The organism is Nocardiopsis chromatogenes YIM 90109, from assembly GCF_000341185.1.
In the GTDB taxonomy this organism is placed as follows: domain Bacteria; phylum Actinomycetota; class Actinomycetes; order Streptosporangiales; family Streptosporangiaceae; genus Nocardiopsis_A; species Nocardiopsis_A chromatogenes.
In genome coordinates this window covers 54,709-70,627 of sequence record NZ_ANBH01000059.1, presented here as the reverse complement: position 1 = coordinate 70,627, position 15,919 = coordinate 54,709, and the positions used below count along the sequence as shown (strand labels likewise).

General features: G+C 72.6%; 17 protein-coding genes and 1 riboswitch. Of the genes, 10 read left to right on the top strand and 7 right to left on the bottom strand.

Annotated features, from left to right (window positions below; all coding sequences use genetic code 11):
- Positions 1 to 91 precede the first annotated feature (91 nt).
- Positions 92 to 1,165 carry a ribonucleotide-diphosphate reductase subunit beta gene (locus D476_RS0105995; protein WP_017623059.1) on the top strand — a complete coding sequence of 358 codons (1,074 nt, stop codon included), beginning with the start codon at positions 92 to 94 and terminating at the stop codon, positions 1,163 to 1,165.
- Positions 1,166 to 1,420: 255 nt separating this feature from the next.
- Here D476_RS0105995 and D476_RS0105990 read toward each other — a convergent pair whose 3' ends face one another.
- Entirely contained in the window at positions 1,421 to 1,789 is a 369-nt protein-coding gene (locus tag D476_RS0105990) for a hypothetical protein (protein ID WP_017623058.1), read from the bottom strand.
- A complete protein-coding gene (locus D476_RS0105985; protein WP_017623057.1) occupies positions 1,786 to 2,037 on the bottom strand; it encodes a hypothetical protein in 252 nt (83 codons plus the stop codon). The genes D476_RS0105990 and D476_RS0105985 overlap by 4 nt, the downstream gene beginning before the upstream one ends.
- Before the next feature lie 545 nt (positions 2,038 to 2,582).
- Here D476_RS0105985 and D476_RS0105980 point away from each other — a divergent pair.
- Both D476_RS0105980 and D476_RS39895 read left to right on the top strand, forming a co-directional pair.
- Positions 2,583 to 3,437 (top strand): DUF5753 domain-containing protein, encoded by an 855-nt coding sequence (locus tag D476_RS0105980; protein ID WP_017623056.1) that lies wholly within the window; start codon positions 2,583 to 2,585, stop codon positions 3,435 to 3,437.
- Positions 3,331 to 3,642 (top strand): DUF397 domain-containing protein, encoded by a 312-nt coding sequence (locus tag D476_RS39895; RefSeq protein WP_338036233.1) that lies wholly within the window; start codon positions 3,331 to 3,333, stop codon positions 3,640 to 3,642. The genes D476_RS0105980 and D476_RS39895 overlap by 107 nt, the downstream gene beginning before the upstream one ends.
- 204 nt (positions 3,643 to 3,846) lie before the next feature.
- Here D476_RS39895 and D476_RS0105970 read toward each other — a convergent pair whose 3' ends face one another.
- Positions 3,847 to 5,022 carry a methyltransferase domain-containing protein gene (locus tag D476_RS0105970; protein ID WP_017623054.1) on the bottom strand — a complete coding sequence of 392 codons (1,176 nt, stop codon included), beginning with the start codon at positions 5,020 to 5,022 and terminating at the stop codon, positions 3,847 to 3,849.
- Positions 5,019 to 5,156: a hypothetical protein gene (locus tag D476_RS37870; protein ID WP_017623053.1), complete on the bottom strand. Its 138-nt coding sequence runs from the start codon at positions 5,154 to 5,156 to the stop codon at positions 5,019 to 5,021. The genes D476_RS0105970 and D476_RS37870 overlap by 4 nt, the downstream gene beginning before the upstream one ends.
- A 309-nt stretch (positions 5,157 to 5,465) precedes the next feature.
- Between D476_RS37870 and D476_RS0105960 the strand changes: the two genes are divergently transcribed.
- Together D476_RS0105960 and D476_RS0105955 are read left to right on the top strand one after the other, a co-directional pair.
- Positions 5,466 to 6,365 carry an alpha/beta fold hydrolase gene (locus D476_RS0105960; RefSeq protein ID WP_086002618.1) on the top strand — a complete coding sequence of 300 codons (900 nt, stop codon included), beginning with the start codon at positions 5,466 to 5,468 and terminating at the stop codon, positions 6,363 to 6,365.
- A 117-nt stretch (positions 6,366 to 6,482) separates the two neighbouring features.
- Positions 6,483 to 7,238, top strand: a complete 756-nt coding sequence (locus D476_RS0105955; protein ID WP_017623051.1) for an MHYT domain-containing protein — start codon at positions 6,483 to 6,485, stop codon at positions 7,236 to 7,238.
- A gap of 10 nt (positions 7,239 to 7,248) precedes the next feature.
- Here D476_RS0105955 and D476_RS0105950 read toward each other — a convergent pair whose 3' ends face one another.
- Complete coding sequence (locus tag D476_RS0105950; protein WP_449289395.1) at positions 7,249 to 8,202, bottom strand: FecCD family ABC transporter permease; 954 nt, start codon at positions 8,200 to 8,202, stop codon at positions 7,249 to 7,251.
- 108 nt (positions 8,203 to 8,310) lie between these two features.
- Entirely contained in the window at positions 8,311 to 9,357 is a 1,047-nt protein-coding gene (locus D476_RS0105945) for an ABC transporter substrate-binding protein (protein ID WP_017623049.1), read from the bottom strand.
- A 114-nt stretch (positions 9,358 to 9,471) separates the two neighbouring features.
- Positions 9,472 to 9,595: riboswitch (cobalamin riboswitch) on the bottom strand.
- A 240-nt stretch (positions 9,596 to 9,835) separates the two neighbouring features.
- Between D476_RS0105945 and putP the strand changes: the two genes are divergently transcribed.
- The 3 genes from putP to nadE all read left to right on the top strand — a co-directional run bounded on the left by putP (position 9,836) and on the right by nadE (position 13,016).
- On the top strand, positions 9,836 to 11,377 hold the full coding sequence (gene putP, locus D476_RS0105940) for a sodium/proline symporter PutP (protein ID WP_017623048.1): 1,542 nt from the start codon (positions 9,836 to 9,838) through the stop codon (positions 11,375 to 11,377).
- 165 nt (positions 11,378 to 11,542) lie between these two features.
- The gene (locus D476_RS0105935) at positions 11,543 to 12,100 is read left to right on the top strand and encodes a putative glycolipid-binding domain-containing protein (protein ID WP_017623047.1); all 558 of its coding nucleotides are present in this window, start codon (positions 11,543 to 11,545) and stop codon (positions 12,098 to 12,100) included.
- An 85-nt stretch (positions 12,101 to 12,185) separates the two neighbouring features.
- A complete protein-coding gene (gene nadE / locus D476_RS0105930) occupies positions 12,186 to 13,016 on the top strand; it encodes an ammonia-dependent NAD(+) synthetase (RefSeq protein WP_017623046.1) in 831 nt (276 codons plus the stop codon).
- 15 nt (positions 13,017 to 13,031) lie between these two features.
- Here nadE and D476_RS0105925 read toward each other — a convergent pair whose 3' ends face one another.
- Entirely contained in the window at positions 13,032 to 14,006 is a 975-nt protein-coding gene (locus tag D476_RS0105925) for a nucleoside hydrolase (RefSeq protein WP_017623045.1), read from the bottom strand.
- 221 nt (positions 14,007 to 14,227) lie between these two features.
- Between D476_RS0105925 and D476_RS0105920 the strand changes: the two genes are divergently transcribed.
- Positions 14,228 to 15,133, top strand: a complete 906-nt coding sequence (locus D476_RS0105920) for a ribokinase (RefSeq protein WP_017623044.1) — start codon at positions 14,228 to 14,230, stop codon at positions 15,131 to 15,133.
- Between the two features lie 49 nt (positions 15,134 to 15,182).
- Positions 15,183 to 15,866, top strand: coding sequence for a deoxyribose-phosphate aldolase (gene deoC, locus D476_RS0105915; protein WP_017623043.1), 684 nt, complete (start codon positions 15,183 to 15,185; stop codon positions 15,864 to 15,866).
- Positions 15,867 to 15,919: the final 53 nt, after the last annotated feature.

The window sequence follows — 15,919 nt, the reverse complement described above, 5'->3', positions numbered from 1 at the left end:
GGGCGGGCGGCCCGTGACCCCGGCCGCCCGCCCCGCCCCCGCACTCTGCACCGCCACAGCCACCGATTCAGAAGGACGACGGAACCCACCCATGACGACGGGCCCTCAGACCCACGGCACCGGACTCGGCGCGATCGACCGCGGCGGCGCCCGCGTGAGCGTCGGCGACAAGGCGATGATCAACGCGCGCGCCGACGTGAACCAGCTGCTGCCCCTGAAGTACCGGTGGGCCTGGGACAAGTACCTGGCCGGGTGCAACAACCACTGGATGCCCACCGAGGTGTCCATGCAGGCCGACATCGCCCTGTGGAAGTCGGCCGACGGGCTCACCGACGACGAGCGGCTGATGGTCAAGCGCAACCTGGGCTTCTTCGCCACCGCGGAATCGCTGGTGGCCAACAACATCGTGCTGGCGGTCTACCGGCAGCTCACCAACCCCGAGTGCCGCCAGTACCTGCTGCGCCAGGCATTCGAGGAGGCGGTGCACACGCACACCTTCCAGTACATCTGCGAGAGCCTGGGCCTGGACGAGGGCGAGCTGTTCAACATGTACCGGGAGGTCCCCTCCATCACGGAGAAGGACGCCTGGGCGCTGACGTACACGCAGAACCTGGAGGACCCGGACTTCCGCACCGGCACCCCCGAGGCCGACCAGGCGTTCCTGCGCGACCTGGTGGCCTTCTACGTCATCTTCGAGGGGATGTGGTTCTACACGGGCTTCGCCCAGATCCTCTCCCTGGGGCGCCGCAACAAGATGGTGGGCGTGGCCGAGCAGTACCAGTACATCCTGCGCGACGAGTCGATCCACCTGAACTTCGGCATCGACGTGATCAACCAGATCAAGCTGGAGAACCCGCACCTGTGGAGCGAGGAGTTCCAGCGCGAGGTGCGCACGATGCTCGCCGAGGCGTGCGAGCTGGAGGTGGCCTACGGCCGGGAGACCATGCCGCGCGGCATCCTCGGCCTCAACGCCGACCTGTGCGAGCGGTACATGCACTTCATCACCGACCGCCGGGCCGAGCAGATCGGCCTGGAGCCGATCTTCGGCGGCACGGAGAACCCGTTCCCGTGGATGGCGGAGATGATGGACCTCGACAAGGAGAAGAACTTCTTCGAGACCCGTGTCATCGAATACCAGACCGGCGGCGGCCTGAGCTGGGACTGACCTGTGATGGGCCCGCCCGGGAGGCGTTCGGGGACCTCCCGGGCGGGCGAGGTGGCCGCCCTTCCCCTCTCGTGCGGGCGGCCGGGGAGCCGCCGCACCGGGGCCGGGGTGGGGCGGCGGCGGGTCGTCAGGGCGGTGGCTCGCCCACCGCGCCGCCCGGCGTACGCGGGGCTTCGGGCGCGGCGGGTGCACTTCCGCTCGGGGCGGTCGCCTGCGGGGGCGGGGCTGTGTCCGGGGCGCTGAACAGCACCCCCGTCACGACCACCTCCAGGCGAGGGCGTGTTGGAGCTGGTCGCGTCCGAGGTCGCGGGCCAGTTCCATGAGCGCGGCCACTTCGCGGGCCTCGCGGGCGCGCTGACGACGCTCGGCTGCGGCCTGGTACGGCCGGACACGGGTCCTCGGGGCGTCGGCCAGGCGGCGGTCGGCCTCGGCGAGCAGTTCGCCGAAGGTGTCCAGGCTGTGGCAGGACAGACCGACGCCGTGCCGGGAGTGCTCGGCGGTGAACAGCAGGTGTTCGCCGTCGCTGGTGTAGCCCATGCCCCAGTCGGTGAACCGCAGGGCCAGGTCGACGAACCGGATGTAGTCGTCGCCGTCGAGGCGGGGAACCGTGTAGGTCACGCTCATGAGGAGCCTCCCGCCGGGCGGTAGTTCACCGGGAACAGCGCCGGGGCGAGCCGCAGGGCGCGAACCGTGGCGTCGAGGCCGTAGGCGTCGTCGGGGGCCGCCTGCCCGAGCGCTTCGCAGACGTACTCGGCGCGCTTGGCTCGGATGCGGTCCTGCACGGGGAGGTGCGCCGGGTCGGCGGGCGGCGGCAGTTCCATGGCGTCGCGGACGGCGGCGAGCAGGTCGTGAACGGCGGTCGTCGCGGTCATCGCGCATCTCCCGCCTGAACTGCGACCAGTTCGCGCACGAGCGGGGCGAGGTCGGCGCGGACCGTGTCCAGGCCGTCCGCCCGCCCCCGCTCCCACGCCATGTACCAGGGGCCGACGATCCGGCGCGGCCCATCGGCGGCGACGAGGACGGGGGCGGGTGCAGTGTCGGGCGGGCCTGAGGCCCTGGGCGCAGTCGGCGCCGGGGGGGTCGGGCGCGCGGGAGCGGGCGCCGGGGGAGTCGCCGGGGCTCCGGCGGGGCGGGCGGCGTGTCGGCCGCGCGGTGGCGGCGCGAGCCACGCAAGGAGGCGCACGAGGCGCATCAGGAACATGGGTCCCCCAGGGGGTCGGTGCCGGATGGGAGGTCCGGCGGGAGCTTTCAGGTGGCTCCATGGTGACCCATCGTCACGGAATCTGCAATATCCACGTAGCATGCACATTTAAACTCACCATGGGATCGTCACAACTAGTGGATGGTGCACCTAATGTCGGATTTCCGTGCACGGAGCGTAGGATCGGGGCGTCCGACCCCCATGAGGAGCCCTGACGTGCCAGCTAGCCCGACGCTCCGGCGGCGCCGCCTGTCGCAACAGATGGACTCTCTCCGCCAGGCCGCCGGCATGACCGTCGATGCTGCGGCGAAGGCCGCCAAGAAGCTTCGCCCTGACAGGCCGTGGTCCGCCGCCAAGATCACCCGCTTGGAGAACCGCGAGTGGCGGCGCCTCCAGAGCGACGACGTCCTCACGTTGCTCGACGTGTACGGGGTCAAGGACAAAGCCGAACGCGACGCCTACGTGCGCCTCGCTCTCGAAGCGAGCCAGACCGGATGGTGGGTGGGGTACAAGGACGTGCTCGGGGCGGGTGCCTACGTAGACCTCGAGACCGAGGCTGCGCGTATCCGCACGTACCAGCCCCTGGTCGTGCCTGGACTTCTTCAGACTGAGGACTATGCGCGAGCCGTCGTCCGTGGACACACGGTGACTGACGACCGCGAGGTGGATCGCCGCGTCGAGGCGCGCATGATGCGGCAGCAGGTCTTGACACGTCCCGACGGTCCCCGCCTGTGGGCGATCATTGATGAAGGAGTGCTCCGGAAAATCCCAGGATCGGCCGCCCGGGGCCAGGTGCAGCACCTCATCGACGTACAGGCATCGAGGCGAGTCCAGGTGCAGATCATCCCCGACTCCCTGGGCCCGCATGCGGGAATGGGTGGCGCCTTCGTGATCCTGGACTTCCCGAGCGACCCCAGCACCGTCTACCTCGAGCACTCCATTTCCGGGCTCTTCCCGGAGGACGATGTGGAGCTGGAGCACTACGAGACGGTCTACGACCATCTGCATGCGAGCGCGCTATCAGTGGAGGCGTCGATCGGCTACCTCGAGCGCCTGCTCGCTGACCAGTAGAGGAACACCAATGCCTGAAGCATCCCGCCTGATTTTTCGTAAGTCCAGCTACAGCGTCGGCAAGGGGCAGGACTGTGTCGAGGTCGCCGACCTACCCGCTGGTGCCGCCGTTCGGGACTCCAAGAACCCTGAGCAGGGGCACCTCGCCTTTTCGGGAGCGGAGTGGACCGCGTTTCTCCGAGATGTGAGGGCCGGTCTCCTGTAACTACTGAAGACTCCATAAGCGAGACGGGCCCCGGCCGAAGCCGGGGCCCGTTCGTGCTTTACCTGAAAGCATCCCAGAGGCAGTGTATCGGGTGGGGGTGCCCCCAGCCAGCGTCCGGCTGCGGTGACCAGACGTGGTCGTCTCAGACGCACAGGCACATTGGCATGTGCCCGCGGCGTCTCCGGTGGCCGTGGTAGCCGGGCGTCAGACGGTCAGCGCGTTCTCCGGTGTGTCCGCCCACACCTCCTGCCGTCCGTCGGGGTGAACGGTCACCCCGAGCCGGTCGCGGCCCGGCCGTCCGGCCCGCTCCCAGACGGCACGTGCGGCGGCGACCTCCTGCCATAGGTCGCGCGGGCCGCAACACAGCGTTTCGTAGGGCGGGCCCGCCGGGGTGTACTCGGCGAGCGCCCACGACCCGGCGCGGTCGTACAGGCGCACGGTCGCCTCGCCGACGGCGTCCAGCAGCCCTTCGGCGGCTTCGGCCACGTGCGCCACCAAGCCGGGGACGAGATGCCCGAGGACCACGCCCCAGCCGGGATCCGGGTCGGAGACCACCCTCGGATTCAGCGCCGCCTCGCCCGAGGTCGTGCCGGATGTGGCCTCGTCGATGTGGTCGCGCCAGGAGTCGACGGCGCGGCGCTGGTCCCGTAACCACATGAACGCCGCGTCCCTCAGTAGTCGCCCGTGGGCTGCGCCGTCCTCGCCGACGACCAGCCGTAGCAGCGCCGCCGAGGTGAATCCCGGCCCCCAGGGGGCGACGATCCGCCCGCCAGGGCGCACCTGCTCCAGCCACGCGGGGGGCACGTCCTTCGCGGCGACCGTCGCAAGGACGTGGTCGAACGGGCCGTGGTCCGGGACCTCGGCCGCGCCGTCGCCGGTGATGATGGTGGGCTTGTACCCCAGCTCGGCGAGCGTGCGTCGCGCCTGCTCGGCTACGCCGGTGTCAACCTCGACGGAGACGATCCGGTCGCCTCCGAACCGCTCGCACAGCAGTGCCAGGTTGTACCCGGGGCCCGTGCCGATTTCCAGGATCCGGTCGCCGTCGTCGGCGTCGAGCGCTTGGAGCATGGCCACGACGAGGGAGGGCTGGGAGATGGAGCTGGTCGGTACGATCCCGGTGCCGTCGGGGCCGGCGGGCTCGCCGTCGTCGACTTGGGTCATCAGGGCGTAGTCCTGGTGGATCCACCGGGACACGTCGGCGTCGGTGCGCGGATAGGGCGCGAACACGGTCAGCCCCTCGCGGTGAGTACGCACCCACACGGTCTCCGGTACGAACGCCTCGCGCGGCACGGCGAGAACGGTACGGTGCCACGCCGGGTCGAGCAGCTCACCCTTGGCGGTGAGGGCGCGGGCGACCTGCGCCCCCGGTGCCGTGTTCACTTGTTCGGGTCCTGTCCATCGCTGCCCTGCTCAGGCATCGGCTCGCTGCCGTGCTTGGCAGGGTCCTGGCCGTCGCCCTCCTTGCCGCGGCCGCTGTCGCGGGGGACGTCCTCATTGCCGTGCTTGCCCGACATCGCTGTCCTTCCGGGGAGGGGGCTGCTCCGTGATAACGGTAACCCGGCGGTTGCGCGGCGTCATCGTTCGAGGCCGGATGCGGTCGCAGGCCAGGCGGGCCGCCCGAGCGAGGAGCCGCCCGCCGGGTGATCCGGCGCTCCGTTCGGGCGGCCTCACCTCTTCACGGCGGCCTTAGTGTGACCGACGCCACTGCTTCGGGTGGTGCGCCTGAAATGGGGCGGGTCTCGAAGCCGAAGAGGTTCGCACGGCGACGCGCCGGGCCCACTCCCACTGGCGCCGATTCGTAACCTCGGGTAGACCGTTCGTTTATGGACCACCGAGGAATCGTTTACGAACGGCACGGCCGGGGCGCCCCCCTCGTGCTGCTGCACGGGCTGGGCCACCGGCGCCAGGCCTGGGAGCCGGTCGTGGACGAGCTGGCCCGGCGGCACGAGGTGTTCGCCCTGGACCTGCCCGGGTTCGGCGATTCGCCCGGCCCCGCGCCTGACGGCCCCTACGGTATCCCCGCCCTGGTCGACGCGGTCGCCGCGTGGTGCGCCGCCGCCGGGCTGCCCCGGCCCCACCTGGCGGGGAACTCCCTCGGCGGCGCCGTCGCACTGGAGCTCGGCGCGCGCGGGCTGGCCGCCTCGGTGACCGCCCTGTCGCCGATCGGGTTCAGCCGTGGGGCGGAGCTGCTGGGCAGCCGCCTGATGGTCGGCGGCATGCACGTCGCAACCCGGGTGCCCGCCACGGCATGGCGCCGGGTGATCGACAGCCGCCCGGTCCGCACGATGACCACGCTCGCCGTGCACGGCCGCCTGCGCGACCCGTACGGCGACCTGGCTCGGCTGGACCCGTCGGTGGTGACGCGCGGCTCCCCCTACACCCGCCTGGCGCCCGAGGTGGTGCGCTACAGCTTCAACGGGGGACCGGTCGTGACCTGCCCGACCACCGTGGCCTGGGGAGAGAACGACCGCGTCCTTCCGGTCCGCGCGGTGCGGCGGGTGCTGCGGGCGATCCCGCACGCGCGCGAGGTGCGGCTGCTGGGGTGCGGCCATGTGCCGATGGACAACGACCCCAGGACGGTGGCCCACACCATCCTGAGCACCTGCGCCCCCGAGACGGCGCCGAACGGCCGGGGGGCATTCGGCGTCCAGGCCGCCAAGGGCATCGCGAAGCCGTCGCGCACGCGGCTCCGCCCGCGCGTGACCGCTCCGGCCGCCACCTGACCGGGTACGGACGGTTCGCGGGGATTGCGGTGGACCGGCGGCGATTGCGATGATCTGCGGCGTCGTGCGATAGGGGGAATCGGTCCGCTACAGCGGATCTGAGGGGAAAAATCAGACATGGTCGAGCATTTCGCTCAAGGGTTCTGGACCCCGCTGGTGGCGTGCGCTGTTTCGGTCCTGGGGTCCTTCCTGGGCCTGAGGTACGCCTCGCGGGCGCTGTCCTCCTCGGGCCGGACCCGGGCGGCCTGGACCGTGCTGGGCGGGGTCTCCCTGGGCGGCGCCGCCGTGTGGTCCATGCACTTCATCGCCATGCTCGGGTTCCGCGTCCCCGGCACCCCGATCCGCTACGACCCTTTGATGACCGCGGCCAGCGCCGCCGTGCCGGTGGTCGTCATGACCGGGGCGCTGGCGGTGGTGATCGTCCGCCTCTGGCGCCGGCTGGTGCTGCTGCCCGTCGGCGGCGTACTGGTGGCACTGGCCATGCTCGCCATGCACTACATGGGCATGGGCTCGATGCGCATGGACGCCGACATGGTGCACGACCCGCTGTTCGTGGCGGCGGCCGCGATGGTGGCGCTGGCCGCCTCGGTCGGCGCGCTCTGGTTCGTCGGCAAGCGGTGGACCCTGTCGGCGACCCTGGTGGGTGCCGTGCTGCTGGGCGGCGCGGTGACGGCGATGCACTACATAGCGATGGCCGGGGTGGGTGTCGAGTCCGTGGGGCAGGGGAGCGGGGCGTCCGGCGGCGTGCCCGCGCTCGGCTTCCTCACCCCCATGGTCATCGGTCCGGGCGCCTTCCTCGTGCTCGGCGCCCTGCTCCTGCTGGTGCTGCCCGACGAGCGCCCCGTCACCGGCGAGGCGGCCGCCGCCCACTGACCCCGGAGGATCAGCCCATCGTCCGGCCCGCGCGCGCGTCGCGGCGCATCAGCCAGAGGAAGAACGGGGCGCCGCACAGGGCGGTGAGGATGCCGATGGGGATCTCCTGCGGAGCGGCGAGCGTCCGCGCGGCCAGGTCGGCGAGCACCATGAAGGACGCGCCGAGGAGGACCGCGACCGGGAGCATCCGCCGGTGGTCGGTGCCCACCAGCAGCCGGGCGATGTGCGGCATCATCAGGCCGACGAAGCCGATCGGCCCCGAGAGCGCGACGAGCACACCGGTGCACAGGGACACGGCGACGAACATCGTCGCGCGGAACCGGTGCACCCGCAGCCCCATGCCGACCGCCGTCTCCTCGCCCAGCTGGACGACGTTGAGCGCGGGCGTCGCCGCCGCCGTCACCACCAGGGCGGTGAGCACCGCGACGGCTGCCAGCGGAACGTCCTCCCAGGTGGTCCCGCCGAGCCCGCCCAGGGTCCAGCGCTGCACGGCGCGGGCGGCGTGCGGGTCGCCCGACATGGTGATCATGAGGCTCGCGGCGGCGGAGCAGATCTGGCCGACCACCACGCCCGCCAGGATCAGCCGGGTGACCGTCATCCGCCCCGCCGTGCGGGACAGCAGGTATACGGCGACGAGCGTGCCCAGGGCGCCGAGGAACGCCGCCGCGGGCGTGGAGTAGGCGCCGAACACGGTCACGCCGCCGACGACGACGGACACCGCGCCCAGCGTCGCGCCGGAGGACACGCCCAGCAGCAGCGGGTCCGCCAGCGGGTTGCGCACCAGGGTCTGCAGCACCGCCCCGACCGCCGCCAGCCCCGCGCCGTTCAGCACCGCCAGCAGCACGCGCGGTGCGCGGGCGGATACCACGATCGCCTCGTGCGCGGGCGGCCAGTCCGGCTCGACCAGGCCGGGCAGGAGGCGGTGCGCGGCGATGCGCCAGGTGTCGGCGGCCGAGACGTCCACCGACCNCGCCGGGAGGGCGGCCGCCAGCGCGCACAGCACCGCGGGCAGGGGCGGCAGGCCGGGCCGGCGCGAACCGGGGCGGCGCGAAGGGGTCCCCACGCGCACCCGTCAGCCGTCCGCGCCGGGGTGGAGCTGGTCGGCGACGTCGGCCACCGCGTCCCCGACGCGCACCCCCGCCACCGCCGACGACAGGGGCAGGACGGCGTACCGCTCCTCCTCCACCGCCGGGGTCCCCGACAGCAGCGGGTCGTCCTCGACCGCCGCGATCTTCTCCTCGACCGGGACCGCCCCGTAGTCGTAGAAGAGGATCGCCTCGGGGGCGCGTTCGGCGGCGTCCTCGATGGACACGTCGGCGAAGACCTCGTCCAGGTCGGTGAAGACGTTCCGCCCGCCCGCGCGCGCGATGATCTCGTCGCCGATGCCGGAGCCGCCGGAGGTGAACACGGTGCCGCCGATGCTGTCCACGACCAGCACGTCCACCGGGTCGGTGCCCTCCAGGCGCCCGTCCACCTCGGCCAAGCGGTCCTCGATCCCGGCGACCAGCCCATCGGCGCGGTCCTCGGCGCCGAAGAGCGTGCCGACGTTGCGGATCTCCTGGTAGGCCGTCTCGACCGTGACCTCGTCGGCGCACTGCTCCAGGCTGCCGTAGGTGGCCATCCCGGCGTCCTCCAGCGCGTCCCGCCCGCGCCCCTCGGCCTCGTCGAACGCGCTGCCGGGGTACCCGGCGTAGACGAAGTCGGGCTCGGCGGCCAGCAGGTCCTCGAAGGAGGGGTACTCGTCGGCGAGCACGGGGATGCCCCCGTACGCCTCCTCGTACTCGGGCAGGACCGCGTCGTCCAGGTAGGCGGTGCCCGCCATGCGGTCCTCAAGGCCCAGGGCCAGCATCACTTCGGTCGCGTGCTGGTTCAGGGTGACCGCGCGCTCGGGCGGGGCCTCGACCGTCACCTCGCGGCCGCACTCCTCGACGGTGACCGGGTACCCCTCGGGGGAGTCGGCGGAACCGCCGGAGCCGCCGTCGGCCCCGGGGGCCCCGCACCCGGCGAGCGCCGTGGCGCCGGCCGCGGCCAGGGCGATCAGGCCGGTGCGGGGACGGCGGGGGCGGGTTCGGGGCGTCCTGCGGCCACTGCGGCGGGGAGTGCTGTCGGGAAGGTGCACGTCCGGTCCTCTCGCGGGATCCGGGCGCGTCCGGGGGAGGGCAGGGCAGAGCCGTGCACGTTCGGCGTCCTCTCCGGGGTCCGCGCCCCTGGTCGGCGTCGTTCCGCGACGGGACAGTCTCCTGACTCCCGGATCCGCGCGTCGCCCGGCCTTCCAGCGCTCGCGCGCCGTGGCCTTCCGCGGGGTCGGCTCCCCGGTCACAGTGGCGGGACCGTGCCGGACTCGCACCGGCTTCCTGGCTCCCGTCGCGCCTCCAGCCTACGGGGGCGGCCGGGCGCGGAGCCGGTCAGGTCCCCCGCTGTGCGATCGGACAACTCGCGGAGCGTGTTCTGGCCGGTCAAACAACTATGGGGCACGAATGTGACGGCCCTATCTCGAAGCAGTGGTGAAGTGCATATCGGTCATTGCGCCCCACGTCACACCGCGTACAAGATGCGGGGGTCATCACCATCCTGAACAGGAGAGAAGGAGGCCAGGCGTGGACAAGTCGCTGTTGGCGTCCATCCTCACCTTCGCCGCGTACTTCGTGGTGATGGTGGGAATCGGTCTGTGGGTCTACAAGCGCACCGTTTCGCTCTCTGACTTCGTGCTCGGAGGCCGCCGGCTCAACAGCTGGGTCGCCGGACTGAGCGCGAACGCCAGCGACTTCAGCGGCTGGCTGCTGCTGGGCCTGCCCGGCGCCATCTACCTGTCGGGCCTGAGCGAGGCGTGGATCGCGGTCGGCCTGGCGCTCGGCTTCGCCGGGAGCTGGATCCTCATCGCCGGGCGGCTGCGCGTGTACACCGAGCGCGCGACCGACGCCCGGAGCGGGGGCGAGTCCGACTCGCTGACGCTCTCCTCCTACCTGGAGAACCGGTTCTCCGACCGCACCGGCCTGCTGCGCGGCGTCTCCGCGTTGCTGATCCTGGCCTTCTACCTGTTCTACGTGGCCTCCGGGCTGGTCGGCATGGGCGGTCTGTTCGAGCAGGTCTTCGGCATGAGCCCGGCCATCGCCATCATCGCGGGCGTGTCCATCGTGGTCTTCTACACCTTCCTCGGCGGGTTCCTCGCGGTGAGCTACACCGACGTGGTGCAGGCCGTCATGATGTGGATCGCGCTGCTGGTGGTCCCGATCGTGGCCGTCGTCGCCGTCGTCTCCGACACCGAGAGGGAGATCGACGGGCTCGGGGCGGTGCTCGGGGGCTTCGAGGGCGGCGGCGCCTTCGACGTCGGCGGGTTCCTCGCCCCCGTCGCGGTCGTCTCCGGCCTCGCCTGGGGCCTGGGCTACCTCGGCCAGCCGCACATCCTCGCCCGCTTCATGGGCATCCGCTCGGTGAAGGACGTGCCGCGGGCCGGGGCGGTCAGCGTGGCCTGGGCCGTGTCCGCGATGGCCCTCGCGGTGGTCATGGGCTTCTCCGGCGTCGCCTTCTTCGGCTTCGACACCGGCCTGGACGACCCCGAGCAGGTCTTCACCCAGCTGATCCAGGCGCTGATGAACCCGTGGGTGGCCGGGCTGCTGCTGGCCGCCATCCTGGCCGCGGTGATGAGCACCGCCGACTCCCAGCTCCTGGTCGCCTCCTCGGCGCTGACCGAGGACGGCTACCGCGCCTTCCTCAAGCGCGACGCCTCGCCGATGTCCCTGGTGTGGGTCAGCCGCGGCGCCGTGGTCGCGGTCGCCGTCGCCGCCGCCGGGATCGCCCTGAGCGGCAACCAGTCCGTGATGGACCTGGTGGGCTACGCCTGGGCCGGGTTCGGCGCCGGGTTCGGCCCGGTGATCCTGCTGTCGCTGTACTGGAAGCGCATGACCTGGACCGGCGCGCTCGCCGGGATGGTCGGCGGCGGCGCGACCGCCGTCATCTGGGACATCCTGGACGCCAACGTGCTGGAGACCGGCCTGTACGCGATGGTCCCGGCGGTCGTGGTGAGCGTTGCGGCGATCTTCGTCTTCAACGGCCTGGGCAAGGCCACCGACGCCATGGCCGAGGACTTCGACCGCGTGGACGCCGAGTACCGCGAGGCCAAGAAGCCGGTCTCCGCCTGACCCCCTCCCGCATCCCCTCACTGGAATGGGCCCCGCGTACCGTCCGCGCGGGGCCCATTCCGCCTCTTCGGAGCTTTCGGAGCCGAGCCGCCGCAGCGCCTGCCGTTCATGCATTGTGATGGGGGTGTTCTGGTGCGTAACGGGCGTCACCGGTAGAACAGACGCATGTGCGAACTTCCCGCCGCGTGGCGCCGCCTGGGCGGCGAGGGCACCGGGGTGGGCACGGTCATCGCCGAGCGCGACGGCTTCCGCCTGGAGGCGGCGGAGGCCGCCGCGGGGGAGCGCCCGTACGGCGGGCGGCTGACCGTGCGCACGGACCTGGCCTGGGAGGTGCTCCAGGCGCGGTTCGAGACCGTGACCGACCAGGGCATGCGCGCGCTGGACCTGCGCCGCGACGGTGCGCTGTGGAGCGTCGACGGGACGCGCCGCCCGGACCTCGACGGGTGTGTGGACGTGTGCGCCTCCTGCACACCGCTGACGGTGACGCTGCCCGTCCGCAGGCTGGGGCTGCGCCGCGGCGAGGCGCGCGACGTCGCGATGGCGTGGGTGGAGGTCCCCGGCCTCACCGTGCGCAAGGTCCTCCGCCGGTGCACCCGCCTGGAGCCCGCGGGGGGCCGCGAGTGCTACGAGATCAGCGACGCGGCCCTGGGGACCGTAACGGTGACGGTCGACCGCGAGGGCGTCCCCGTCGACATCGAGGGCCTGTACGCGCGCGCGGCCTGAGGCCCCGGCCCGGCCCCGGGGTCGGGCCGCCGCCCCCGGCGCGGGATAATCCCGGAGGACAGACGCAGCCCCGGGGAGGACCCACATGAGCGCAGCCGACCTGAGCGACGCCCGCAGGCAGATCATCGGTGACCTGGAGGTCGCCCCGGAGTTCGACGCGCGCCGCGAGATCGAGCGCCGCGTCGCCTTCCTGGCCGAGCGGCTGTCCTCCACCGGCGCCCGCGCGCTGGTGCTGGGCATCAGCGGCGGGGTCGACTCCAGTACCGCCGGGCGGCTGTGCCAGCTGGCCGCCGAACGGGTGCGCGAGGGCGGCGGGCAGGCCGAGTTCATCGCCATGCGGCTGCCCTACGGCGTGCAGCAGGACGAGGACGACGCCCAGCGCGCGCTGGGGTTCATCGCCCCGGACCGCGTCCTGACGGTGGACGTGCGTCCCGCCACCGACGGCCTGGCCGACGCCCTGGACAAGGCGGGCCTGGAGTACGACGGCGAGTCCGCGCGTGACTTCGTCGTCGGCAACGCCAAGGCGCGTGAGCGCATGGCCGCCCAGTACGCCGTCGCCGGGGCGGCCGGAGGGCTCGTCGTCGGCACCGACCACGCGGCCGAGGCGGTCACCGGCTTCTTCACCAAGTTCGGCGACGGCGCCGCCGACCTGGTGCCGCTCACCGGGCTGACCAAGCGGCGCGTCCGCGCGGTCGCCGCCGAGCTGGGGGCGCCGTCGGGCATCGTGGACAAGACCCCCACGGCCGACCTGGAGACGCTGAGCCCGCAGAAGCCCGACGAGGAGGCGCTCGGGCTCACCTACGAGCAGATCGACGACTTCCTGGAGGGCCTCCCCGTCGACGACCGTGTCGAGGAGGCCCTGGTGGCCCGCTACCGGGCCACCGCGCACAAGCGCGCGCTGCCGGTCGCGCCCTGACGCGGGCCCGGGCCCCTAGCCCTCCTTCGGGGCCCGGATCTCCCGGGACGGGGTGGTCGGGGTGGACAGCAGGTCCTTGATGTAGGCGAAGAAGCCGTCAGCGTCGACCTCCTCGACCACCTCGGCGTTGGGCTCCAGCCCGTGCACGCCCCACGACATCGCCGAGTAGCCGCGGGTCAGCTCGCCCGCGGTCTCCACGTCCACGTTGTAGCCGGACGAGGCGCGCACCAGGTGCGGGTGGAGCAGCACGGCGGCGGTGAGCGAGTCGGGGTGGGTGGTGCCGTCGATGCCGACGCTGCGGTCGAACTCCAGCGTGGCCGCGCACACCCGGGTGAAGAAGTCCGACAGCGGCGTGCCCAGCGCCGCGATCTCCTTCAGCCGCTCCTCGCCGAACACGGCCTGGCGCAGGGTGAGCGGGTCCCACGGGACGACGGTGACCGCGAACCCGGCCTCGAAGACCGTCTTGGCGGCCTCCGGGTCGACGTAGAAGTTGAACTCCGCGGCGGCGGTGATGTTGCCGCGCCCGTTGTTGGACCCGCCCATGACGTAGAGCGCCTTGACGTTCCGGGCGAAGTCCGGGTCCTTCACGGCGGCCATGGCGATGTTGGTGAGCGGGCCGATCGCCACGATCGACAGCTCGCCCGGGTTCTCGGCGGCCATGCGCACCAGGGCGTCCACGGCGTGCTCGTCCTCGGTGGACAGGTCGGCGTCGTCCATGGCCAGGCCGCCGGCGCCGTCGCCGTGCACGTCCTCGGCGCTGACCCAGGGGCGCACCATCGGGCGGCGGCAGCCCAGGTGGATGGGGACCTCGCCGAGCCGTCCGGCGGCGCTGAGCGTGAGGAAGGCGTTGCGCACCTGGCGCTCGAACCCGACGTTTCCGGCGACCATCGTGATCGCCCGCAGGTCGGCCCCGGGGTCGAGGAGTCCGGCGAGCAGGGCGATGCAGTCGTCCTGGGCGGTGTCGGTGTCGATGATCAGGGGAACGGGCATTGACCCCTCCACGGGCGCGATTTGTCCATCGTTTGTCGACTGCGCCCTTGCGGGGGCCGACCGGCCGCCGTCCCCGTCCGCGCGTCGCCTGAGCACGCTATGCCACGGATCTGACGTGCGTCAATCGGTCATGTCAGGGCATGTGGACAGTGGAGGGACGGATGGGGGATGGGGTACAAATGTATAGAGATGTCCACCCCCCTTGGAAGTCTGGTGAGAGTATGCGGATCGCGGTCGTCGGCAGCTACGGCTCGGGCCTGACCATGCGCACGCCCCGGGTGCCCGCCGCCGGGGAGACCCTCGGCGGCGGCGTGTTCGCCTCCGGTCCCGGCGGCAAGGGGTCGAACCAGGCCATCGGCGCCGCCCGTCTGGGCGCGGACGTGTCCCTCCTGACGGCGATCGGCCCCGACGCCTTCGGCGACGAGGCGCGCGACCTGTGGTGCGCCGAGGGCGTAGACGCCTCGGCGGTGGTCACCGCCGAGGCGTCCACCATGGTCGGGGTGATCCTCGTCGAGGAGGGCGGGGAGAACCGCATCGTCATCGCCCCCGGGGCGCTGGAGGAGCTGCGCCCCGAACACGTCGCGGCCTTCGCCGCGGGCATCGCCCGGGCCGACCTGATGATGACGTGCAACGAGATCCCCGCCGAGACCGTCTCCGCCGCCCTGCGCACCGCGCGGGAGGCCGGAACCCCGGCGCTGCTCAACCCCGCCCCGGCCCGCGGCCTGACCGCGGCCGACGCCGCACTCGTCGACTACCTCACCCCCAACCTGGGCGAGGCGCGCCTGCTCACCGGCCTGGGGGAGGAAGCCGGGCCCGAGGCGCTCCTGGACGCGCTGCGCGGCCGCCTCCCCTCCGCCACCATCGTTCTGACCTGCGGGGCCGACGGGGCGTGGGCCGACGACGGGCGCGAGCGCACCCACGTCGCGGCCGTGCGCCCGCCCCGGGTCGCCGACACCACCGGCGCAGGCGACGCCTTCAACGCCGCCTTCGCCGCCGCCGTGTGCGCCGGGCTCCCCCTGCGCGAGTGCGTGCGCCGCGCCGCCGCCGCGGGCGCGTTCGCCGTCTCGCGGCACGAGGTCCTGCCCGGCCTCGGCCGCCCCGCCGACCTCGACGCCCTCATCCGCTGACCGGGCGCCGTCCCACGACCGGCCGCCCCGCTATCCGAGGAGAACCACCGTGACCGACGCACAGCGCACCGCCGCCTCCCTGGCGCCCTTCATCCAGCACACCGCCATCGACACCGGCCTCACGCGCGACGACATCGTCGCCCACTGCGAGGAGGCCGCGCGATACGGCTTCAACGCCGCGATGATCCCCGCCTCCTGGACCGGGCTCGCCGCGGAGGTGCTGAAGGGCACCGGCATCGCCGTGGCGTCCGCCCTGGACTTCCCGACCGTGGGCGTCATGACGTCCGAGGGCAAGGCGGCCGAGGCACGCGCCATCGTCGCCGCCGGAGGCGAGCAGATCGACATGGGCGTGCAGGTCGGCTGGCTGCGCAGCGGCATGGAGAAGGAGTTCCGCGACGACATCGCCGGGGTGGTCGCCGCGGGCGTGCCGGTCAAGGTCATGCTGGAGCTCCCGCTGCTCGGCGCCGACGAGCGCGAGCGCGCCGTGGAGCTGGCCATGGACGCGGGCGCCGCCTACCTCAAGAACGCCAGCAGCGGCGCGGTGGAGATCGCCGACCCCGAGAGCATCGCCTACCTGGCCGCGCGCGTGCGCGACGGGGTGAAGGTGAAGGCCTCCGGGGGCATCAAGACGCTGGGGCAGGCGCGCGCGCTGCTGGACGCGGGGGCCTCGCTCCTGGGCACCAGCTCCGGTGTGGCCATCGTCAGCGGGGGCGAGGGCACGGGCTCGTACTGATGAGGGGACCGAGGACTCGGTAGGGTTCCGGGGGAGCACGAGGGGCACGGAGG